The organism is Mycolicibacterium iranicum (assembly GCF_014190915.1).
GTDB classification, from domain to species: Bacteria; Actinomycetota; Actinomycetes; order Mycobacteriales; family Mycobacteriaceae; genus Mycobacterium; species Mycobacterium iranicum_B.
Genome location: NZ_JACHVU010000016.1, coordinates 22,002 through 42,526 on the forward strand (window position 1 = coordinate 22,002; position 20,525 = coordinate 42,526).

Genomic DNA, 20,525 nt, shown 5'->3' on the forward strand with positions numbered 1-20,525 from the left:
TTCTCAGACCAGGCCGAGTTTGGCGACCACGGCCACGGGGTCGACCGGAACCGGGATGACGGCGGGCATGCCCTTGAGCGCGGTGTCGGGATCCTTCAGTCCGTTGCCCGTGACGGTGCAGACGACGGTGGATCCCTTCGGCACCCAGCCGTCTTCGATCGCCTTCAGCAGGCCGGCGATGCTGGCCGCAGAGGCCGGCTCGACGAACACACCCTCGGCGCGGGCGACGAGGTGATACGCGGCGAGGATCTCCTCGTCGGTGGCGGCCAGGAAGCGCCCGTCGGACTGCTGCTGGGCCTCCACCGCCGAGCTCCACGACGCCGGCGACCCGATGCGGATCGCGGTCGCGATGGTTTCGGGATCGCTGACGGGTTCACCGAGGACGAGCGGCGCAGCGCCGGCGGCCTGCGTGCCCAGCATACGCGGAAGCCGGGAGGCCAGGCCGTCGCGGTGGTATTCGGTGTAGCCCTTCCAATAGGCCGTGATGTTTCCGGCGTTGCCGACGGGCAGCGCGTGGATGTCCGGCGCGTCGCCGAGTGCGTCGACGATCTCGAACGCCGCCGTCTTCTGCCCCTCGATGCGGAAAGGGTTGACGGAGTTGACGAGTGAGACACTCGGGAAGTCGGCGGTCAGCTTGCGCGCGAGTTCCAGGCAGTCGTCGAAGTTGCCGTCGATCTGGATGATCTTGGCGCCGTGCATGACCGCCTGCGCGAGCTTGCCCAGGGCGATCTTGCCCTGTGGCACCAGCACGGCGCAGGTGATCCCCGCGCGGGCGGCGTAGGCCGCGGCCGAGGCCGAGGTGTTGCCGGTGGACGCGCACAGCACCGCCTGCTGGCCCCGCGACACCGCTTCGGTCACAGCCATGGTCATGCCGCGGTCCTTGAAGGAACCGGTCGGGTTGAGCCCCTCGACCTTCAGATGCACTGTGCACCCGGTGTATTCGGAGAGCCGGGGCGCGGGCAGCAGCGGCGTGCCGCCCTCGCGCAGCGTGATGGTGGTCCAGCTGTCCTCGACGGGGAGCCGGTCGCGGTAGGCCTCGATCAGGCCCGGCCAGGGCTGGTGCACGGCTCGGGTGGTACTCACTCTGTGGTCCCTTCCATTCTCAGGACGCTGTTGATGTTCTGCACGACCTCCAGGTCGGCAAGCGCGGCAACGGTTTCCGACAGCGCCGCATCCGTGGCCTGGTGGGTGACGACGACGATCCGGGCGCCGCAGCGCTGCCCGCCCTCGTCGACCATGCCCTCCTGGCGGACCTCGGCGATGCTGACCTCCCGCTTGGAGAACTCCGCGGCGACCGCGGACAGTACGCCGGGGCGGTCGGCGACGTTCATGTTCACGTAGTAGCGGGTCGGGATCAGACCGATGGAGGCGATCGGCAGCTTCGCGTACTTCGACTCGCGTGGTCCGCGGCCACCCTGCACCCGGTTGCGGGCCGCCATCACGAGATCTCCCAGCACCGCGGAAGCGGTCGGGGCACCGCCGGCGCCCTGCCCGTAGAACATCAGCCGGCCGGCGGCCTCGGCTTCGACCACGACCGCGTTGAACGCACCGTTGACCGACGCGAGCGGATGCTCCAGTGGGACCAGCGCCGGATAGACGCGCGCCGAGACCTTCTGCTTGCCCTTGGCCGTGGTGAGTCGCTCGCAGATCGCCAGCAGCTTGATCGTGCAGCCGAGCGCCCGCGCCGACGCGAAGTCCGCCGCCGACACCGCGGTCATGCCCTCGCGGTAGACGTCGTCGGCGGTGACGCGGGTGTGGAACGCGATCGAGGCGAGGATCGCCGCCTTGGCCGCGGCGTCGTATCCCTCGACATCGGCGGTCGGGTCGGCCTCGGCGTAGCCGAGCGCACCGGCGTCGGCGAGCGCACTCTCATAATCCGCACCGGTGCTGTCCATCTCGGACAGGATGTAGTTGGTGGTGCCGTTGACGATTCCGGCGACGCGCAGCACCGTGTCGCCCGCCAGGGACTGGGTCAGGGGGCGGATCACCGGGATCGCCCCGGCGACAGCGGCTTCGAAGTACAGGTCGACCTGCGCCTTCTCCGCGGCTTGCGCCAGCTCCCCCGCCGACACCGCCATCAGCGCCTTGTTGGCGGTGACGACGGACTTGCCTTGTTCCAGGGCGGCCAGGATCGCCTTGCGCGCCGGTTCCACCGGCCCCATCACCTCGACGACGATGTCGACGTCGTCGCGGGACACGAGCGCGTCGATGTCGTCGGTCAGCAGTTCCGCGGGCACGCCGCGCTCGCCCTTGACCTTGCGGACACCGATGCCACGGATCACCAGCGGAGCTCCGATGCGGGCGGTGAGGTCCGCCGCACTCTCCTCGATGATGCGGACCACCTGGCTGCCCACGTTGCCCAGCCCCAGTACGGCTACTCCGATTTCGTTGCTCTCGGCGTAAGTCACCGCGTCACCTCACTTCCAGACTCAAGAGATCGTCGACCGTTTCCCGGCGCAGGATCAGGCGGGCCCGCCCGTCGCGCACGGCCACCACGGCCGGCCTGCCGATCAGGTTGTAGCGGCTCGACATCGAATAGCAGTATGCGCCGGTGGCGGCGACGCCGAGCAGGTCCCCCGGGGTTGTGTCGCCGGGCAGCCAGGCGTCGCGGACCACGATGTCGCCGCTCTCGCAGTGTTTGCCGACCACCCGGCACAGGGTCGGGGCCGTGTCGCTCGTCCGCGACAGCAGGCGGACGTCGTATTCGGCACCGTAGAGCGAGGTTCGGATGTTGTCGCTCATTCCGCCGTCGACACTGACGTACCGGCGGTGCGCGGTCGAGCTGACGGCCACGTCCTTGACCGTGCCGACCTCGTAAAGGGTGATCGTGCCTGGTCCGGCGATCGCACGTCCGGGTTCGACGACGAGGTTGGGGGTGGGCAGGCCGACAGCCTCGGATTCGCTGCGCACGATCTCCTGGAGCTTGCCGGCCAGTTCGGCCATCGGCGGCGGGTTGTCGCCGGGCAGGTACGAGATGCCCAGTCCTCCACCGAGATCGACGATGTCCATCTGCGAGGTCTTCTCCACGCCGAACTCCGCGACGACGTCGCGCAGCAGCCCGATGACGCGGTGCGCGGCGATCTCGAAGCCGGCGACGTCGAAGATCTGGGAGCCGATATGGCTGTGCAGGCCGACGAGTCGCAGGTGGTCGGTCTCGAACACCCGGCGCACCGCGGTCATGGCCGCCCCGCTGGCCACCGAGAGGCCGAACTTCTGGTCCTCGTGCGCCGTGGAGATGAACTCGTGCGTGTGGGCCTCCACACCGACGGTGACCCGGACCAGCACGTCCTGCACGACCCCGGCCTCACCGGCGATCCGGTCCAGGCGTTCGATCTCGGCCATCGAGTCGACCACCACGTGGCCGACCCGGTGCTTGACCGCCGCGGTCAGCTCTGCGATCGATTTGTTGTTGCCGTGCAGGGCCATTCGCTCGGCCGGAAAGCCTGCGTGCAGCGCGACGGCCAGCTCTCCCCCGCTGCAGACGTCGAGAGCGAGTCCCTCGTCGTCGATCCAGCGCGCCACCTCCGAGCACAGGAACGCCTTGGCGGCGTAGCGCACGTGTTCACCTCCGCCGAACGCCGAGGAGATGTCGCGGCAGCGGGCGCGGAAGTCGGCTTCGTCGATGACGAACACCGGGGTGCCGTATTCGGCGGCGATGTCGGCGACGGAGACCCCGGCGATCGACACCACGCCGTCCTCGCCGCGAACCGTGTTCTGCGGCCACACGTTCGGGGCGAGCTGCAGCACCTCGGCCGCGTCGAGCGGCCGCTCGGGCGCCGCGGCCGACGGCACCTCTTCGGCATGCCGCGGACCGGCCGGATGGGCGATCACATGCGCTCCGGAGCGCTCACGCCGAGAATGCTCAGCCCATTGGCGATCACCTGGCGGGTCGCCGCGCACAGCGCGAGGCGCGCGGCGTGCAGATCGCCGGGCTCCTCGTCGCCCTGCGGCAGCACACGGCAGGCGTCGTAGAACCGGTGATAGTCGCCGGCCAGGTCTTCGAGGTAGCGCGAGACACGATGCGGCTCACGCAGATCCGCCGCGGTCTTGAGGATGCGCGGGAACTCGCCGATGTTGCGGATCAGCGCACCCTCCTTGTCATGGGTGAGCAGATCCAGGTGCGCGGTGTCGGGTGCGATTCCGAGCTCGGCCGCATTGCGTGCCAGCGCCGACAGCCGGGCGTGAGCGTATTGCACGTAGTAGACCGGGTTCTCGTTCGACGCCGAGGACCACAGCGCGAGGTCGATGTCGATCGGGGTGTCGACCGAGCTGCGGATCAGCGAGTAGCGGGCGGCGTCCACGCCGATGGCCTCGACGAGGTCGTCGAGCGTGATCACGGTGCCGGCACGCTTGCTCATCCGGACCGGCTGCCCGTCGCGGACCAGGTTGACCATCTGACCGATCAGTACCTCGACGGTGTCGGGGTCGTCCCCGAGCGCCGCTGCGGACGCCTTCAGCCGCGCGATGTAGCCGTGATGGTCGGCGCCCAGCATGTAGATGCACAGGTCGAAGCCGCGCTGGCGCTTGTCGAGGAAGTAGGCGAGATCGCCCGCGATGTAGGCCGGCGCTCCGTTGCTCTTGATGACGACGCGGTCCTTGTCGTCACCGAAGTCGGTGGTGCGCAACCACACTGCACCGTCGTTCTCATAGGCGAAGCCGGTTTCGCGCAGTTTGGCGATGGCCTGTTCCACCCGGCCCGAGGTGTGCATCGAGTCTTCGTGGGTGTAGACGTCGAAGTCCGTGCCGAATTCGTGCAGCGATTCCTTGATGTGGTCGAACATCAGGTTGACGCCGATGGCGCGGAACGTCTCCCGCATCTCGTCGTCGGGCAGGCTCAGCGCGTCGGGCTCCTTCGCCAGAACCGCCGCCGCGATGTCGGCAATGTAGGTGCCCGCGTAGCCGTCCTCGGGCGTCGGCTCCCCCTTGGCGTTGGCGATGAGCGAGTTGGTGAACCGGTCGATCTGTGCGCCGTGGTCGTTGAAGTAGTACTCCCGCACGACCTCCGCACCCTGGGTGCTCAGGAGCCGGCCGAGGGCGTCGCCGACGGCGGCCCAGCGGGTGCCGCCGATGTGGATGGGCCCGGTCGGGTTCGCCGAGACGAACTCCAGGTTGACCTTCTTGCCGCTCAGCTCGCCGGAGCCACCGAAGGCTGGGCCGGCGTCGATGACATTGCCCACGATGACGTTCTGGGCCGAGGCCTCGATGCGCAGGTTGACGAAACCGGGCCCGGCGACATCGGCGGCGGCGATGCCGTCCTCGGTGACCAGCGCGGCGGCCAGCCAGCCCGCGAGCTCGCGCGGGTTGACGCCGACCTTCTTGCCGAGTTGCAGCGCGAGGTTGGTGGCGTAGTCGCCGTGCTCGGGGTTGCGCGGACGCTCGACGGTGACGGTCTCGGGCAGTGCGGCAGAGTCCAGGTCGTGCTCGGCGAGCACCGCTGCTGCGGTGGCCTTGAGCAGGTGGGCCAGATCGGCGGGGGTCACGGGGGTCCATCCTATGGTCTGCGCTGTTCACGACCGAATCCGTTTCCACGGGCGGGATGCGCTACGCTATCCACGCCCGTTCGGCGCAGCATCTCTGCAGCGCCCCCGTAGCTCAGGGGATAGAGCGTCTGCCTCCGGAGCAGAAGGCCGCAGGTTCGAATCCTGCCGGGGGCACACCGTCACCACAGGCGATTCCGTCATGACCAGGCGTACCGCTCCAGCGCTGGAAACTCACACCTTTTTCGTCGTTCCGTAGTACCCCAGGATCGAGTCCGACTGGTCGGTCGCATGCGTCAGCACCGCGTAGGACCTGATGAACGACTCCCCCACGCAGCCGTCGATCTTGACGTTGAAGCCGCTGATCGAGACCCACGGGTCGTTACCGGTGAACTCCTTCCGTCCCACCGGGACGGTGTTGATGAGGCCAGGCCGCAGACCGACCGCGACGCCGCCGAGCACCGGTGTCGACAACACCGGCGCGATGCCGTCGATGAACTCGCCTTCCCCGTCGAGTCCGAGCAGGCCCAGCGAGGGCGTGGCACCTGCGGAACCTGTGATGGTGACGCCGTTGGCGCCCATGTCGATACCGCAGCCGATCTGATAGCCCACTTCCAATACGCCCCGCGGCGGCACGGAGCCTTCCGGTCCGCGCAACGAGCCGTTGAACACGCCGCTGACCTCGTAGTTTCGCGACGACAACGCCGTAGTCAGCGGGTTGATGTTCCGTATCACCTCGTCTCTGGCGCCCACGGTCAGCGCCCACCCGTCGGGCGCCGTGGTTGTCGACGCCGGCGCGGAGACGATCAGGGCGTCCGCGCCCGGCGCGATGACCCCTGCTGCGTGGGCAACGGGTGCCGCACCTCCGGCGGCCGGGTCGAGCACCGGTGCACCGACATCGGGTGCAGGATCGGCGGCCGCGGAGACAGCGGACGCCGGCAGTAGGACCCACACGATGCTGAGTGCACCGAGCCACCTCAGCTTCACGCTAGGAAACCTACTGTCGGATACGGCGGAAGCGACCCGGCCAATATCAACTTGTGATGCGCCGCAAGCATATTGTGATGTGCGGCCAACCACCTCTGTCGGACTGTAGGCACGCTGATGCGGGAGGATCATGTACCCATGAAGCCGAGCAACGCGTGCAAAGGCGGCGGGAAGAGCTGGTCGGTCAACAAGGACGGCAAGCCGATCTGCCCCGGCTGTCACCGCGCCTTCAGCACGATCGCCGGCTACGGGAAAACGGTGCGCGACACACCGATCATCCCGCGACACGATCGCCGCGGTTCCGGGGACGCCCAGAAGCCGCGACGAAACCGGCGCACGGAAGGGCCGTAGTCCACGCCGCGCCCTGGGTGCGCACCCGCGTGCCCCGTACGGTGGGCCGGTGACCAACGGTGCAGTCGGCGAACCCCCGGAGGAGCCCTCGATCGAGCACGTGCCGGGTGCCCCGAACCTTCTGCTCGGCGCCTACGACCTCGCGACGGTCGGGTACGTGGCGCAGGAGTTCTTCGTCTCGGGCTCGGCGCGCAGCTACGTACCGCACGGCGACACCGCGGCCTACACGACCCGCATCGTCGTCCTGACGCCGACGGACCCGGATCGGTCCAGCGGAACGGCCGTCGTGGAATGGCTCAACGTCAGCGGCGGGATCGACGCGCCCGCCGTGTGGTTGATGGCGCATCGCGAGATCCTCCGGGCGGGGCACGTCTACGTCGCCGTCTCTGCCCAACGCGTGGGTATCGAGGGTGGTGCGAGCATGGGCATGGACATGTCGCTCAAGACCCTCGATGCGCCACGCTACGGGGCCCTGCGCCATCCCGGCGACGCGTACTCCTACGACATCTACAGTCAGGTCGGCGGGCTGGTCCGGCAGCAGATGCCCGAACTGTTGCGCGGATGCCGGGCGGAAAGTGTTGTGGCGGTAGGCGAATCGCAGTCCGCTCTATTCCTGACGACGTACGTCAACGCCGTGGACCCGCACGCGCGGGTTTTCGACGGGTTCCTGGTCCACTCGCGGTTCGGCCCAGCCGCACCCCTCGACGGCGCGTCGATATTCGCGGATTCCGGCGAGCCGGAGCCGGTGCGTTTCGTCGAGCATCTACGGGCGCCGGTCATGACCGTGATCACCGAGACCGACCTCGTCGGCGGGGTGCGGGCGGGCTACCACCTGGCCAGGCAGCCGGAGACCGACCTGCTCCGCGTCTGGGAGGTCGCGGGCACGGCGCACGCCGACAACTACACGATCAGGGTCGGGTTCATCGACTCCGGATCGGCGCCCCTGGCCGACCTCGTCGCCGCCTACGCCCCGACCACCACCCTGATGGGCCAGAAACTGCGGCATTGCATCAACTTCGGGCCGCAGCACCACTACGTGCTGCAGGCAGCGCTCGCGCACCTCGTCACGTGGGCGCGCGGCGGCGCGGCGCCGCCGGTCGCACCGCCCATGGATCTGACCGACGACGAGCCACCGCACCTGGTGCTCGACGCCGACGGGGTTGCCACCGGCGGGGTCCGCACCCCGTGGGTCGATGTGCCGTCGGCCACGACGTCGGGCATCGGGAGCGCCGACCATGTGTTGGCGCTGCTCTTCGGCTCCGGGGAGGTCTTCGACGCCGATCGTCTGGCGCAGCTCTATCCCGGCGGCCCCGACGACTATCTCCGCCGCTTCACGTCTTCTCTGGATGCGGCGATCGGGGCGGGCTTCCTGCTCGATGCCGATCGCGAGGAGATCCTGGCTCTGGCTGCCGCGACGTATCCGGCACGCTAGGGACGTTCTTCCTCCCCGGCCGGGTTCACGTCCACTCCGCGAGCACCCGCGCCTTCGAGGCCTTCACCGCAGCGTCCCGCCGCAGCTTCCTGAGCTCCGCGGCGAACGCGTTCCTGTCGTTGTTCTGAATGTTCAGCGGCAAGTCGAGCGCCTTGACCAGTTTGGCTTCGAGATACCAAGGCTCGGGGTGCAGCACCCACGACACCGCGGCGTTCTCGGCCATCCACCGAGTGAGCACGGCTTCGCCGCCGGCGAAGGTCTGCCGCTTGCCCGATCCGATTCGACGGAGAGCGAACCCGAGCTGGTCACCGAGCAGCACCCCCAGCGACTTGCGCAGGGTGGAGCCGTCCGCGCTGGCATTGCCCGCCCCGAAGTGATAGCGGATGCGCTTGCGCAGGTCCTGCGGAGTCTGCGGTTTCCCGTCGGCCCGCGGTGGGCCCGGGCTGACACCGACGTAGAGCAGAGTCCAACCGTCCTGCTCTACGCAGCCGGAAACGTCGATCGCGCCTGGGATCTCCCGGAACCACCACCCGTGTGCGCCCGGCGAAGCGGGGACGGATTCGAGATCAGCGAACACCTCGTCGCGCGTATACCGCTGAGCAGCAAGGAATTTCGCGACCACGTCAGCATTGCGCTTCGCAGATATCGACTCGGCCATGCACCGAGCGTAGTCGCCGGTCCGGCCCTCAGCGACGCCCGCGGGCGGGTGTCAGATCCCCGTGCACAGCGACACGAACGGGATCGGCGCGCAGATGCCGATCGAGAAGCCCGGCGTCGGGTCCCCGTTCCACGGGGGCGGCGGAGGTGGCGGTGGGGGCGGCGGCGGTGGGGGCGGTGCGGCCGGCGCCACCACGCAGGTGTTGGTGGGCGCGTCGTACACGGTGCCCGGCCCGCATTCGGCGGCCTGCGCCACCCCTGGGCTCAGCACCACGAGGAAGGCCGTGGGCGCGAGCGCCGCCGCGACCACAGCTGCTGGTCGATATGTTGTGCCCCGCATGGGAGGGCCTCCCTCGGTGAGATCCCCCGACCTCGTCCGTAGGTCTCATCGTAGGCCGGGGTCCCCGCGTCGCCAACGCGATTTGAGCACGGTCACGGCGCGGTGGCGCCGGTGTCGGACGTCGCACTGTCCCCGGTACCGGACGTACCGGTGTCGCCGGTGTCCGTCGGCGCCTCGGCGCTCTGCGTGGCCGGCGCGGCGGTGGTCGCCGAGGGCTCCGGTGTCGCGGCGACCGTCGCGCCCGTGGTCGTCGGATCGGCGACGACGGTCTCCTCGGCGGTGACCTCCGCCGTTGCCGACGGTGTGGGTTCGGGCGACGTCGTCGCACTCGACGTCGTGGTCGGCGTCACCGAGGTCGACGTCGTCGGCGGCGCACTCGTCGTCGTGGTCGCGGCGACCTGCGTGCCGGTCGTCGTCGGCAGCGCCCCCGGTTGGTCGGCGCGGACGATCGCCACGATCTGCTCGGTGTAGGCGTCGAGCCGCGCCTCGATCTCCTCGCGGTCGAGCCTGCCCGATTCGATCTCCTTCTCGAACTGGGCCATATTGCTCCACACCGCGTCGAGCTCTCTCATCGCGCCGTCGGAGAGCGGCTCGTCGAGCGTGACGAAGAGCTGGCGGGCCAGCGCATACGTCAGGCAGTTCGCGCACTCGTAATTGAGTGCGCCCGCGAGGTTCTGCGGCGCGACGACGTTGTCGTCGGCGTCGTCGCTGTCGATCACGAAGACCACCTGGTAAGCCACCGCCACCGCGGTGCACGAGGTGCACGAGGCGTAGGCCTGGGCTTCGTTGACGTTCATCGCATCGGTGTTGTCGGTGACCCACACCAACGCGAACGCGGCTTCGTACACCGCGGTGCCGTCGCGGGTGTTGATCGCCAGCGCCTGTGTGTCGCCCGGCTCGGGCGCCAGCGGCCGGTCCACCGGGAACACCCAGCCGTCCGCCGGAACCGCGGAGGCCGTCTTCACTGGCCCGGCGCCGCTCCCGTCGGCGTCCGTCGACTGCGGTGCCAGCACGAGAGCGAGCTGCGGCTGCGCCTTCGTGGGCATCGGCATGCTGGTGTCCCACACCGCCTGCATGACACCCTGCTGCCCGTTGACCAGTCGCGGCGACGCGATGCGACGCGCGTCTGCACCGGACGCGCGGTCGCTCGCCGTCGACATCCAGTCGGTCTGCAACGCGTAGGCGATGTCGCCGATCGTTCCCCGCTCCGACGGCTGGATCGGTCGGTAGTTCGTGTCGTTGGGCCACCACGCGAGCGCGACCCCGCCGCTGATGGCGAGACCCGCGGTGACCGCCAGCAGACGCATCAGCGGTTTGCCCGCGGTTTTCTTCCACGCGCCGACCGAGGTGCGGCGCACCAGGCGGGTCAGCATGTAGAGCACACCGGCCACCGGGATCACGATCGCGATCATGGCCAGCACCCGGGCGACCATCTGGATGAAGTCGCCGTCCGCCCACGCGGTGACCAGCACGTCCTTCTGCGTGTTCAGGCTCGCCCAGGCACTGCCGAGGACGCGGGGCAGCGCCCACACCGCGATTGCCAGCGTCGCGAGCAGCAGCGGAACCACCGTCAGCACCCACAGCGTCACCACGATCCGCGCCCACGGTTTGAGTAGGCGCGCCTGCGGGTCGCCCCACCGCCACGGCAGGGCGCCGAGCAGGGTCGGCTTGATTCGCGAGTACAGATCCGGCACACCCGTGAGGTCGGCCAGCACGTGGTAGCCGTCGAAGCGGACCAGCGGGGCGAGCTGACGCAGCATCTGCAGGATCTGGGTGGCCACGATCAGCAGCAGAGCGTCGTAGTCGAGCCAGAGCCACAGGCCGGTGATCGCTATCGCGACAAGGGCATTGAAGTACAGACCGCCGAGGTCGGTGCGGATCCGGCCCCACCGGCCGAGCCGGTAGGAGTCTGTGACATCGGTGTAGAACGCGGGCCACACGAGGTACACCCCGAAACCCATGACACCCGGGGTCGACCCGCCATATCGCGCTGCGGCGGCGTGACCGAATTCGTGGAAGCCGGCCGAGAGGATGGTGACCACGAAGACGAGGATGAGCAGCCCGGGACGTTGGAACGCGTCGTGGGCCGCCGAGGCCAGGCCCTTCTCGAAGAAGACCCACCAGCAGACGGCCGCGAACGCCGCCAACGCCGGAACGACGACCCACCAGCGGAACAACACCCGGAACGGGTCGGTGAGGTGGCGGGTCCGGTCGGGGTCGGTGACCGCGTAGCGGAACTTCAGCCCCAGCAACGGATCACGCTTCTTGACGCTCGGCTGGCTGCCGTCGGGCCGGGTCAACAGCCCGAGCGGCCGCAGTTTCTGGTCGACCAGGGTCGAGACGTTGTCCTCGTTGACATCTCGCCCGGTCGACGCGGAGACTGCGGCGGCCACCTCTTCGGCGGAACGGTGCCCGTCGATCTCGTGGAGCACTGAATAGAGCAGCGGTGTCAACTGCACGGTCTGTCCGTCGCCGCGCCGCACCAGCGCCGGGGGGTTGCGGTATCCCGAACCCGTCATCTCGCCGATCAGTTCGACGCCGTCGGCGCGCTGAAGCCCGACCTGCGTAGGCTCCGCACCCGTGGTCGTCACGACACCCGCTCCGCTCCCGGCCCGGGTCAGCCGGCGGTGCCGCTACCGGCGGAACCGGAATCCGTTGCGCCACCTGAGGAGTCGGTGCTGCCGCCGGTGTCGGCTCCGGCGTCGCTATCCCCCTGGGTGATCGACGACGTCTGGTCGGCCTCGGCGACGGCCTCGCCGATGACGGTCTGCTTGATGATCGCGTCCTGCTCGGCGACCGAGATCGCGTCGGAGTCGATCGAACCGATGTTGGCCGAGACGCCCGCGTTGATCGGCGCCGCGACGTTGGCATTGGCTGCAACCGCGCCGCTGATCGGCGCCGCGAGGTCGGAGTCGAGGTCGACGTTCACGTTGACGTTGAGCAGATTGCCGTCCAGGAGCGCCCCGGGTCCGGTGTCGACCGTGGCACCCGTGCCGTCGTCCGTGGTTCCGCCATCGGTGGTTCCGGTGCCGTCGGTGGTTCCGGTGCCATCCGTGGTGCCCGTGGGCGTCTCGTCGGTGTCGGTGTCCATGCCACCCTGATCGATACCGCTGACCTGGGTCGACGTCGCGTAGGCATCGGCGTCGAGCATCTGCTCGATCGACGTGCCCTGGTCGACGGTGGCCTGGCTGCCCGAACCGTAGGCCAGCACGTTGGCCCCGGCTGCGGCGTCGATCGGCGCCGCCACGTTCAGGTTCGCCGCAGCGGCGAGGTCAATGGGCGATGCAGCGTCGATGGCGACATCCACATCGGCGTTGAGGTCGAGAATGGATACGACCTCTTTGTCCGGCAGCGCGATCGCGCTCTCGGCCAACAGCTCTTCGGGGGTCAGTCCCTGGGTGCTCATTTCCGACTCGCTTCCCTCGCCCGGCGTTGCTGCTGGACGAAACCGTGCTCCGCAGTTGTGTCGACCGGAGTACCCACCGGCCCTCAGCATCAACACAGAAATGCTGGAAAAACCTGCGACGGCGGTAATTTCCCGAAGCATCACCCGGGACGGTGCGTTTGCCGAACGGTTCTGCGCAGGTCCTGCCGTTGCTTTGCCGAACTAGCTATTACGCCTCAGGGGTGACCCAAGCCGGGGTCCGGCCCCGGAGGAGGTCGTCCACGTCGAATCGGCCCTGTCGGAACCGGCCGGGATCACTGCGGATGCGTGCGCAGATAGTCCGAGACGGGTATGGGTGCGGTCGTGTCGTATCCGGCGGGCAGAACGACGTCGCCGGCCGTCGAGTTGTAGTACACGTCCCACCGGTAGAAGCCGGCGAAGGCCGCGGGATGCGTTGCCATCAGCGTCGCGTACTGGGTGATGGCGCGGACGTACCGGCGCGAGTTGTTGTAGCGGTAGATCGCCTGGTCCCGGTCGCGGGCGAACCCCTGGGCGGCGAGGAAGCGTCCGGCCGCCATGATGCTGTCGTGCGGCGACCGGATGTCGGTGCCGGCACCGTAGACCGCGAACGTCGAGGGCATGAACTGCATGGGCCCCTGCGCGCCGGCGGTGCTGACCCCGGAGATCCTGCCGAAGGCCGTCTCGACGAAGTTGATCGCGGCTAGATAGTTCCACCCCACGCCCGACGCCGCCTCCGCCGCGCGGTAGTAGCCCAGCAGTTCGTCCGCCGGTGGCGGTGCATGGACCCGCCACGCCGGGAGTGCGGACTTGCCCCGGCCCATGGCGCTGAGCTGGCGGCGGGCATCGATATTGCGATCGAACACCTCCAGGAGCGGCCGCGGCACCCTGGGGCGCGTGACGGTGTCCCACTCGGGATGAGTGGCCAATACGCGGTAGGTCTTCTGCTGCCGCCGAGCCGCCGCCAACAGCGCGGCAGGCGTGGCGGCGGGGTCCCGGAGCACCCGCTCGTCGTCGACGAGGTCATCGGCCATCGTGGCCGGGTCGGCCGCCAGGACGGGCTGTGCGCGCTGCGGGGCGGCCGGAGGTCGAGGTCGACTGCTGTGCGGCGCCGGAGTGGCGGCACCGGTCTCGACCCGCGGCGCGTCAGCGGCCGGCGGCGGGGCGGGCGTCGAGCACCCGGCGACAGCGGCGACGAGCAGGGCGGCGACGCCAACACGGTTGCAGCTCAATGCCTTCCTCTCCTCGGTGCGGCAGGCGGGCGGGCGCTCTGGTTCCCGCGAGGCCTATTCCAGTGTGACAAACGCGGCCGGCGCCGCGACGTACAGTGGCCGGATGTCCACGTGTGGCGACAAGGTCCGGTCCCGGCTCGCGCGGGTCGGCGTCGTGCTCGCAGTACTCGGCGCGCCGTCGCTCGGGGCGGCGCCCGCACAGGCCGCGCCCGCGCCCCAGATCAGCGCCGAGAGCGAACAGATCCTGGCGTCGATGCTCACCGCAGTCGCCGAGGTGCCGGACACCGACGCCGGGGCGCGGTCCGACGCCGTCTCGCGGCAGTTCCTCGGCACGCCTTACGGCGCACACACGCTGATCGGTTCGGACACCGAGCCCGAGCAGCTCGTGGTGGACCTGCAGCAGGTGGACTGCTTCACCTACGCCGACTATGTCGAGGCCCTGAAGAGGTCCGACGACCGCGATGAGTTCCTGGCCCGTCTCGTCGACGTCCGCTACAAGTCGGGTGACGTCTCGTTCGAGAGCCGCAAACACTTCTTCACCGACTGGGCGGCCTCGGCGCCCGCGGTCGCGACCGACGTCACGGCCTCGCTCAGCGACGCCGCCGTCGAGACGGAGAAGAACCTCAACGCCAAGGACTCCGGAGGCGTATATCTACCCGGACTTCCGGTCGTCCCCCGGACGGTCACCTACATTCCGAGCGACCAGGTGGACTCCGGAGTCCTCGACCGATTACGAACCGGTGACTATGTCGGGGCGTTCGCGCGCGACGGCGGGCTCGATGTCACCCATGTCGGCATCTACATCGACGGGCCCGACGGACCCGTCTTTCGCAACGCTTCGTCGCTGACCTCGCAAAACAGAGTCATCGACAGCCCCCTGACGGATTATCTGGAGACCGTGCCGGGCATCGTGGTGCTGCGCCCCGTCGTGTGACGCGTGCGCAGGCCCCCTGTTTGACTCCCAACCAAGTGGTTAGTCTGGCCGGGGGTCCATCGATGAACCAGGAGGCCGCACATGCAGCTGGCGCTGACGCCTGAGGAAGCCGCGTTCCGCGACGAGCTTCGCACCTTCTACCGGACCGAGATCCCCGAGGAGATCCGCGAGCGCACGCGTGTCGGGGCCGAGGCCAACCGCGACGACATCGTCACGAGCAACAAGATCCTCAACGACCACGGGCTCATGGTGCCGAACTGGCCCGTCGAGTGGGGTGGCAAGGACTGGACGCCGATCCAGCAGCAGATCTGGCTCGACGAGATGCAGCTGGCCTGTGTCCCCGAGCCGCTGACGTTCAACGCGAACATGGTCGGCCCCGTGATCGCCGAGTTCGGCTCGCAGGAGATCAAGGAACGCTTCCTGCCGCCGACCGCGGCGGTGGACATCTGGTGGTGTCAGGGATTCTCCGAACCGGAGGCGGGCTCCGATCTGGCGTCGCTGCGGACGACCGCTATTCGTGATGGCGACAGCTATGTCGTCAACGGCCAGAAGACGTGGACGACCCTCGGCCAGTACGCCGACTGGATCTTCTGCCTCGTCCGGACCGATCCGAATGCCCCGAAGAAGCAGGCGGGCATCTCCTTCCTGCTCATCGACATGAACACCCCCGGCATCACGCTGCGGCCGATCAAGCTGATCGACGGCAGCTACGAGGTCAACGAGGTCTTCTTCGAAGACGTCCGGGTTCCCGCCGATCAGCTCGTCGGCGAGGAGAACCAGGGCTGGACCTACGCGAAGTATCTGCTGGGCAACGAGCGCAACGGCATCGCCCAGGTCGGACGCACGAAGCTGCGGCTGTCGGAGGTCAAGGAGCGCGCCAAGGCCTCCGGGCTGATCGACGATCCGCTGTTCGCCGCCCGCCTCGCCGAGGCCGAGAACGACATCCTGGCATTGGAATTGACGCAGATGCGTGTCGCGTCCGGCTCCAAGGCCGGAAAGCCCAACCCCGCGTCCTCGGTGCTGAAGCTGCGGGGAAGCCAGCTGCAACAGGTCGCCACCGAACTTCTCGTGGAGGTCGCCGGCGCCGACGCGTTGCCGTTCGACGGTGACGGCATCTCCTCGGCCGGCTGGGCCCAGCACAGCGCGCCGCGGTACCTCAACTACCGCAAGACCTCGATCTACGGCGGTAGCAACGAGGTTCAGCGCACCATCATTTCGTCGACCATCCTCGGATTGTGAGATAGGGCCCGGACATGGATTTCCAACTCAGTGAAGAGCAGGTCCTGCTTCGCGACACCACGCGCGACATGCTGTCGCGCACGTATGACATCGAGAGTCGCCTCAAGGTCCTCGACAGCGATCTCGGCTGGAGCCGAGACGTGTGGAACCAGCTCGCCGAAGTGGGCGTCCTGGGTCTCGGATTCGAGGAGGACGCGGGCGGCCAGCTCGAGATCCAGGTGGTGCTGACCGAGGTCGGCCGCCGTCTGGCACCCGAACCGGTTCTGCACGGCGCCCTCGGCCCGGGGGCACTGATCGCCGAGGTCGGATCCGAGAAGCAGCGGTCGATCCTCGACGACGTCGCCGGCGGGGAGCGGCTCCTGGCGTTCGCGCACCTCGAGCCGGGAATGCGCCGCCCCGGCGCCGCGGTGACGACCAAGGCTGTGCGAGAGGGGGACTCGTGGTCGTTGTCGGGCACGAAGAATCCCGTGCTGGCTGGCGACTGCGCCGACACGCTCGTCGTCAGCGCATCGCTGCCGGATGGCGGGACGGGCTTGTTCCTGGTCAATGCCGATGCGGCGCAACGTAAGCCGTACCGGACCTTCGACGGACAGCGTGGCGCCCAGATCGACTTCGACTCGGCACCGGCCGAGCCGCTGGGTGACGCCGTCGACGCTTCCGAGGCGATTTCCCGTGCCCTGGTGCGTATTTCGTCCGGGTTGTGTGCCGAAGCGCTCGGCGCCATGGAGGAGTCGTTGCGGCTGACGTCGGAGTACCTGACGCAGCGCAAGCAGTTCGGAGTGACCCTGAGCAAGTTCCAGACGCTCACTCAGCGCGCTGCCGACATGTACGTGTCGCTCGAATTGGCCCGCAGCATGGCGCTGTATGCGGCGATGTCGGTCGCCGACGGGAACCTCGACGAGACGATCGCCGCGCGCGCCAAGTTGCAGATCGGCCGCTCCGGCCGCCACATCGCCCAGGAGTCGATCCAGTTGCACGGCGGCATCGGCGTGACGGCCGAATACCCCATCGGGCACTACGCGGCGCGACTGACGGCGATCGAGAACACGTTCGGCTCGACCCAGGACCAGCTGCATGTGCTGATCGGCCAGCTCGACGACTACGAGGTCATCTCGGTCAGCACCACCGCGTAGGCAGCTGGTGTGACCTGGTAGACCCTTTCGGCTGTGTTGTTTGCTGCCGCTCGGATCACACCAGGTGAAACCACGGTGCGACGTAGCCGCCGGGTCCGTGCCGCGTCCCCGCGTTCGAGAAATGGGCGCTCGCCGGGTAATACTTCGGGCACAAAAAGCGATACAACATAGGTACACCCTGAAACGAGCATCCGATCAGGCAAGGAGCGCACGATGCAGGTGAAGAAGTTTGTTGTGGCGGCCGCGGTGACCGCGGGCCTCGGCACCGGAATGTTCCTGGGCGCCGGCCAGGCGTCGGCAGACCCGAAGTGGTGGGAGCCGCTGCCTCCCGGGCATGTGGGTCAGATCGTCGATGTGCCGCCCGGCCATATCGGCCAGTGGGTCGGCGTCCCGCCCGGTCACTGGGACAAGCCGTGGAAATGGTTCAACTAGCACCACCCGTTCACTCGGCGCTGCTGTACGCGTCGTGGAGCCGGAACCACCCGTAGGGTGGCCCCTGGGGCCACCCTACCGGTGAATCCTCCCAATCCTCCTGCCGCCCATAGGCGGTCAGGTCGAGTAGGTCGAACACCATCATGAACGTTTCCTCCCCGCGGTCGAAGGTCTGCCACGTGTGAAACACGCGGTCGCCGTCACGCAGGAACGCACTGATCGAATGGCGCTCCTCGCCGTCGACGGTGGCGCCGAAGTCGTCGTTGAACGTGGTGGTGCCCGAGGACACCCACGGTAGGTCCCAACCCATGCGGTCTTTGAACGCGACCAGCTTGCCCACCGGCGCCCGGGACACCAGCACCAAGGACGTGTCCCTGGCGTGCAGATGGGACAGGGGACCTACGTGGTCGGCCATCATCGAACAACCGCTACACCCTTCGTCCCAATCCGGCCCGAACATGAAGTGCTGCACGATCAGCTGGCGGCGTCCGTCGAAGAGGTCCCCCAACGTCAGGGGGCCCGCCTCGGTGTCGAACACGTACGGCGTGTCGATCTCGACCATCGGCAGCCGGCGACGCGCCGCGCTGACAGCGTCTTTGAGACGGGTGAGTTCCTTCTCACGGACGAGAAGAGCGGCGCGGGCCTTCTCCCACTCGGCGCGCGACACGATCGGCGGCAATGCTCTCGGGGTCTCGTCGGCTGCGGCGGTGTCCATGCCCCCGAGCTTGCCACCGCACACTCAACCGAAGTCGGTGATCAGCTCCGCCACCTGTCGCACCTGATCGATGTCCGAGTTCGTCGGGATGAGGTGGATCTCATCGGTGCCGACGGACGCGAAGCGCTGCAACACCTCTCGAAGCTCCTCGACGGTGCCGGCGAATCCGGTGGTGGGCGCCATCGCATCGACGAATTCCGACGGAATCCAGTTCATGTAACGCAGCAGGTGGCGGTGCACCTGCGCCCGAGGCGTGTCGCCCTCGCCGATCGCGAACCAGAACGACGTCGCCAGATGGGGTGCGCCCTTGCCCGCCTGCTGCCAGGCGTCCCGCGCCACGTCGAACAGTTCAACCTGTTTGTCGACGTCCAGATCGAGCGTGGTGCCGGCCAGGCCGTCCGCCCAGGCGGCCGCGCTGCGCACCGTCTTCGATCCGAGCGTGCCGACATGCAGTACGGGTCCACCCGGCTGCGCCGGCGGCGGACCCACCGGCAGCGTCGATTCGGTGATCTTCTCGCCCGCCCAGACCCGCTTCATCACCGCGACGCGGTCGGCCATCTGACGCATCGTCTGCGTGGCGGGATCGGCGCCGACGGCGCGGTAATCCTCGTGTCGCCCACCGACTCCGATGCCCACGGTCAGCCTGCCCTCGCAGAGCATGTCGCCGGTCGCGAGCTGTTTGGCGAGCATCACCGGATCATGCAGCTGTGGGATGACGACGGTGGTCACCAACCGGACGCGCTCGGTCCAGGCGGCGAGCGCCCCCAGCAGCGTCAGGCTCTCCGGATTGTCGAACGCGATCCGCTCACCCCAGCACAGCGACGAGAAGTCGGCGCCGTCGACCAGCTGCGCCCACGATTTCAAGGTCTGGCGGTCGAGGCCGGGTTCCATCACCGGCATCGTCATCCCGATACGCACGTCGGCGATTCTGGCAGGTGTCAGCGCGCCGCGGCGGGCGGGTCCTTGTATGCCCGGATCGGGTCGGTGCCGGGCGGCGCGAACAGGCCTCCCCGCAGACCGCCGCGGAACGTGCGTACCGCCACCAGCAGCCACGTGGACAGCAGGCCGAGGTAGGCGACCGCGGCGGCATAGCGGAACGCCGGCAGTGACGTGTGCACCGCAAGCTGGGTGGTACCGGTGACGAACGTGCCCACCGGGAAGGTCAGGCTCCACCACGTCAACGCGAAGGGCATTCCGCGTCGCAGGGTGCGCACGGTCAGCGCGGAGGCCAGCGCGATCCACAGCACCGCGAACCCCCACACGGGCACCCCGTAGAGCACCGCGAACACCCGCATCCCGTCGGCCAGCTTCTCGTCGACGGCCAGCGCCGCGTCGGTGCCGAGAAGTCCTGCCACAGTGATCGATTGGCCCAGCGGACCGAGGACGATCCAGAGGGTGGGCACTCTGGCCGTGCCCGAGGTGCCGAAGTGGGCGAGGCGACTCCACACCATCGTGATGATGATCAGGGACGCGATCAACGACAGGCCGAACATGGCGTAGCAGCCGTACAGCATCGTCGCCCGGCCCGGGCCGGGCGCCATGTGCGGGATCAGCAGGCTTCCCGTGGCGGCGGCCACCATCGGCGGCACCACCGGCATCAGCCAGCCGCCGAACGCGGCATCGGGCTCGACGCGGTACTGGGTGAACATCAGGTACGGGATGCTCATCGCCGTCACCAGCCCGCCCAGCGTCCCCGCCACCCACAGCGCCCACGCCAGGTCGACAGCCAGTCGTGCACCGATCAGGTCATGGCCGATCAGCAGCGCGCCCGATGCGACGGTCAACAGGGCCATCGGGGCCGCCCCGTAGAAGTGCGCCATCGTCGGGTTGCGGGCGTGACTGCGCGCCACGGTCGGGTTGCGCAGCCAGTGCGCGAGCATGGCCAGCATCAGCACCACCAGCCACAGCGCCGAGACCACCCAGACCACCAGCGCGAAGGCCCGCAGGCCCGGTAGTACGGGGAGGGTGGCGCCGGCGGTCGCGACGATGCCGGTGCCCATCACCGAGGCGAACCAGTTCGGCCCGAGATAACCCAGGATGGTCGGCCGGCGCTCCGGTGTCTCCGCGGTCATGCCGCTCAGTATGGCGACCGCGAGCGCGCGCGAAATGCCGGCTCGGGGCGGCGTGTCGACGGGCAGACACGCGCGCTCGCGGTGCAGAGGGGGCACGTATAGGGCCGTATGGAGTCGCAGG

General features: G+C 68.6%; 19 protein-coding genes and 1 tRNA gene. 7 read left to right on the forward strand and 13 right to left on the reverse strand.

The genetic code is table 11. The features are described from left to right. Positions 1–3: 3 nt before the first annotated feature. Genes thrC through argS form a run of 4 tightly spaced genes read right to left on the reverse strand, consistent with a single transcriptional unit; the run spans position 4 to position 5,480 of the window. On the reverse strand, positions 4–1,083 hold the full coding sequence (thrC, locus tag FHR72_RS23955) for a threonine synthase (RefSeq protein WP_183473246.1): 1,080 nt from the start codon (positions 1,081–1,083) through the stop codon (positions 4–6). Continuing rightward, positions 1,080–2,408, reverse strand: coding sequence for a homoserine dehydrogenase (locus FHR72_RS23960; protein ID WP_183473249.1), 1,329 nt, complete (start codon positions 2,406–2,408; stop codon positions 1,080–1,082). Before FHR72_RS23960 ends, thrC begins: the two co-directional genes overlap by 4 nt. 4 nt (positions 2,409–2,412) lie before the next feature. Continuing rightward, positions 2,413–3,831 carry a diaminopimelate decarboxylase gene (lysA, locus tag FHR72_RS23965; protein ID WP_183473252.1) on the reverse strand — a complete coding sequence of 473 codons (1,419 nt, stop codon included), beginning with the start codon at positions 3,829–3,831 and terminating at the stop codon, positions 2,413–2,415. Continuing rightward, the gene (argS, locus tag FHR72_RS23970) at positions 3,828–5,480 is read right to left on the reverse strand and encodes an arginine--tRNA ligase (RefSeq protein WP_183473255.1); all 1,653 of its coding nucleotides are present in this window, start codon (positions 5,478–5,480) and stop codon (positions 3,828–3,830) included. The genes lysA and argS overlap by 4 nt, the downstream gene beginning before the upstream one ends. 101 nt (positions 5,481–5,581) lie before the next feature. On the opposite strand from argS, the gene FHR72_RS23975 reads away from it, so the two are divergent. Continuing rightward, positions 5,582–5,654 (forward strand) — tRNA-Arg (locus FHR72_RS23975). 57 nt (positions 5,655–5,711) lie between these two features. Here the strand turns inward: FHR72_RS23975 and FHR72_RS23980 are convergent. Then, complete coding sequence (locus FHR72_RS23980) at positions 5,712–6,464, reverse strand: MspA family porin (RefSeq protein ID WP_183473258.1); 753 nt, start codon at positions 6,462–6,464, stop codon at positions 5,712–5,714. A 138-nt stretch (positions 6,465–6,602) separates the two neighbouring features. Here FHR72_RS23980 and FHR72_RS23985 point away from each other — a divergent pair, with 138 nt between their 5' ends. Beyond that, entirely contained in the window at positions 6,603–6,815 is a 213-nt protein-coding gene (locus tag FHR72_RS23985) for a hypothetical protein (RefSeq protein WP_183473261.1), read from the forward strand. A gap of 49 nt (positions 6,816–6,864) precedes the next feature. Next, complete coding sequence (locus tag FHR72_RS23990; RefSeq protein WP_311736240.1) at positions 6,865–8,247, forward strand: alpha/beta hydrolase domain-containing protein; 1,383 nt, start codon at positions 6,865–6,867, stop codon at positions 8,245–8,247. Positions 8,248–8,272: 25 nt separating this feature from the next. Here FHR72_RS23990 and FHR72_RS23995 read toward each other — a convergent pair whose 3' ends face one another. The 5 genes from FHR72_RS23995 to FHR72_RS24015 form a co-directional block, all read right to left on the reverse strand. Further along, positions 8,273–8,905 (reverse strand): GIY-YIG nuclease family protein, encoded by a 633-nt coding sequence (locus FHR72_RS23995; protein ID WP_183473264.1) that lies wholly within the window; start codon positions 8,903–8,905, stop codon positions 8,273–8,275. Between the two features lie 51 nt (positions 8,906–8,956). After that, positions 8,957–9,244 (reverse strand): hypothetical protein, encoded by a 288-nt coding sequence (locus FHR72_RS24000; protein WP_183473267.1) that lies wholly within the window; start codon positions 9,242–9,244, stop codon positions 8,957–8,959. Positions 9,245–9,336: 92 nt separating this feature from the next. Beyond that, positions 9,337–11,835, reverse strand: coding sequence for a M50 family metallopeptidase (locus FHR72_RS24005; RefSeq protein WP_183473270.1), 2,499 nt, complete (start codon positions 11,833–11,835; stop codon positions 9,337–9,339). Between the two features lie 26 nt (positions 11,836–11,861). Then, positions 11,862–12,650: a peptidoglycan-binding protein gene (locus FHR72_RS24010; protein WP_183473273.1), complete on the reverse strand. Its 789-nt coding sequence runs from the start codon at positions 12,648–12,650 to the stop codon at positions 11,862–11,864. A 293-nt stretch (positions 12,651–12,943) separates the two neighbouring features. Next, the gene (locus FHR72_RS24015; RefSeq protein ID WP_183473276.1) at positions 12,944–13,879 is read right to left on the reverse strand and encodes a lytic transglycosylase domain-containing protein; all 936 of its coding nucleotides are present in this window, start codon (positions 13,877–13,879) and stop codon (positions 12,944–12,946) included. A 103-nt stretch (positions 13,880–13,982) separates the two neighbouring features. On the opposite strand from FHR72_RS24015, the gene FHR72_RS24020 reads away from it, so the two are divergent. From FHR72_RS24020 to FHR72_RS24035, 4 genes are all read left to right on the forward strand, one after another. After that, positions 13,983–14,813 carry a DUF1460 domain-containing protein gene (locus tag FHR72_RS24020; protein ID WP_183473279.1) on the forward strand — a complete coding sequence of 277 codons (831 nt, stop codon included), beginning with the start codon at positions 13,983–13,985 and terminating at the stop codon, positions 14,811–14,813. A gap of 81 nt (positions 14,814–14,894) precedes the next feature. Next, a complete protein-coding gene (locus FHR72_RS24025; RefSeq protein ID WP_183473282.1) occupies positions 14,895–16,052 on the forward strand; it encodes an acyl-CoA dehydrogenase family protein in 1,158 nt (385 codons plus the stop codon). Positions 16,053–16,066: 14 nt separating this feature from the next. Continuing rightward, positions 16,067–17,185 carry an acyl-CoA dehydrogenase family protein gene (locus FHR72_RS24030; RefSeq protein ID WP_183473285.1) on the forward strand — a complete coding sequence of 373 codons (1,119 nt, stop codon included), beginning with the start codon at positions 16,067–16,069 and terminating at the stop codon, positions 17,183–17,185. A 213-nt stretch (positions 17,186–17,398) separates the two neighbouring features. Then, positions 17,399–17,617 (forward strand): hypothetical protein, encoded by a 219-nt coding sequence (locus tag FHR72_RS24035; protein ID WP_183473288.1) that lies wholly within the window; start codon positions 17,399–17,401, stop codon positions 17,615–17,617. Between the two features lie 10 nt (positions 17,618–17,627). Here the strand turns inward: FHR72_RS24035 and FHR72_RS24040 are convergent, their stop codons facing one another. Genes FHR72_RS24040 through FHR72_RS24050 form a run of 3 tightly spaced genes read right to left on the reverse strand, consistent with a single transcriptional unit; the run spans position 17,628 to position 20,404 of the window. Next, a complete protein-coding gene (locus FHR72_RS24040) occupies positions 17,628–18,332 on the reverse strand; it encodes a DUF899 domain-containing protein (protein WP_183473291.1) in 705 nt (234 codons plus the stop codon). 24 nt (positions 18,333–18,356) lie between these two features. After that, positions 18,357–19,238: an LLM class flavin-dependent oxidoreductase gene (locus tag FHR72_RS24045; protein ID WP_260156209.1), complete on the reverse strand. Its 882-nt coding sequence runs from the start codon at positions 19,236–19,238 to the stop codon at positions 18,357–18,359. Between the two features lie 32 nt (positions 19,239–19,270). After that, entirely contained in the window at positions 19,271–20,404 is a 1,134-nt protein-coding gene (locus FHR72_RS24050; protein ID WP_183473294.1) for a TDT family transporter, read from the reverse strand. Positions 20,405–20,525: the final 121 nt, after the last annotated feature.

Excerpts from the sequence above, each read along its gene's own strand:
- FHR72_RS23985 (WP_183473261.1), top strand. The coding sequence starts at position 6,603 with ATGAAGCCGAGCAACGCGTGCAAAGGCGGCGGGAAGAGCTGGTCGGTC.
- FHR72_RS23995 (WP_183473264.1), bottom strand. The coding sequence starts at position 8,905 with ATGGCCGAGTCGATATCTGCGAAGCGCAATGCTGACGTGGTCGCGAAA.
- FHR72_RS24000 (WP_183473267.1), bottom strand. The coding sequence starts at position 9,244 with ATGCGGGGCACAACATATCGACCAGCAGCTGTGGTCGCGGCGGCGCTC.
- FHR72_RS24010 (WP_183473273.1), bottom strand. The coding sequence starts at position 12,650 with ATGAGCACCCAGGGACTGACCCCCGAAGAGCTGTTGGCCGAGAGCGCG.
- FHR72_RS24020 (WP_183473279.1), top strand. The coding sequence starts at position 13,983 with ATGTCCACGTGTGGCGACAAGGTCCGGTCCCGGCTCGCGCGGGTCGGC.
- FHR72_RS24025 (WP_183473282.1), top strand. The coding sequence starts at position 14,895 with ATGCAGCTGGCGCTGACGCCTGAGGAAGCCGCGTTCCGCGACGAGCTT.
- FHR72_RS24030 (WP_183473285.1), top strand. The coding sequence starts at position 16,067 with ATGGATTTCCAACTCAGTGAAGAGCAGGTCCTGCTTCGCGACACCACG.
- FHR72_RS24035 (WP_183473288.1), top strand. The coding sequence starts at position 17,399 with ATGCAGGTGAAGAAGTTTGTTGTGGCGGCCGCGGTGACCGCGGGCCTC.
- FHR72_RS24040 (WP_183473291.1), bottom strand. The coding sequence starts at position 18,332 with ATGGACACCGCCGCAGCCGACGAGACCCCGAGAGCATTGCCGCCGATC.
- FHR72_RS24045 (WP_260156209.1), bottom strand. The coding sequence starts at position 19,238 with ATGACGATGCCGGTGATGGAACCCGGCCTCGACCGCCAGACCTTGAAA.
- FHR72_RS24050 (WP_183473294.1), bottom strand. The coding sequence starts at position 20,404 with ATGACCGCGGAGACACCGGAGCGCCGGCCGACCATCCTGGGTTATCTC.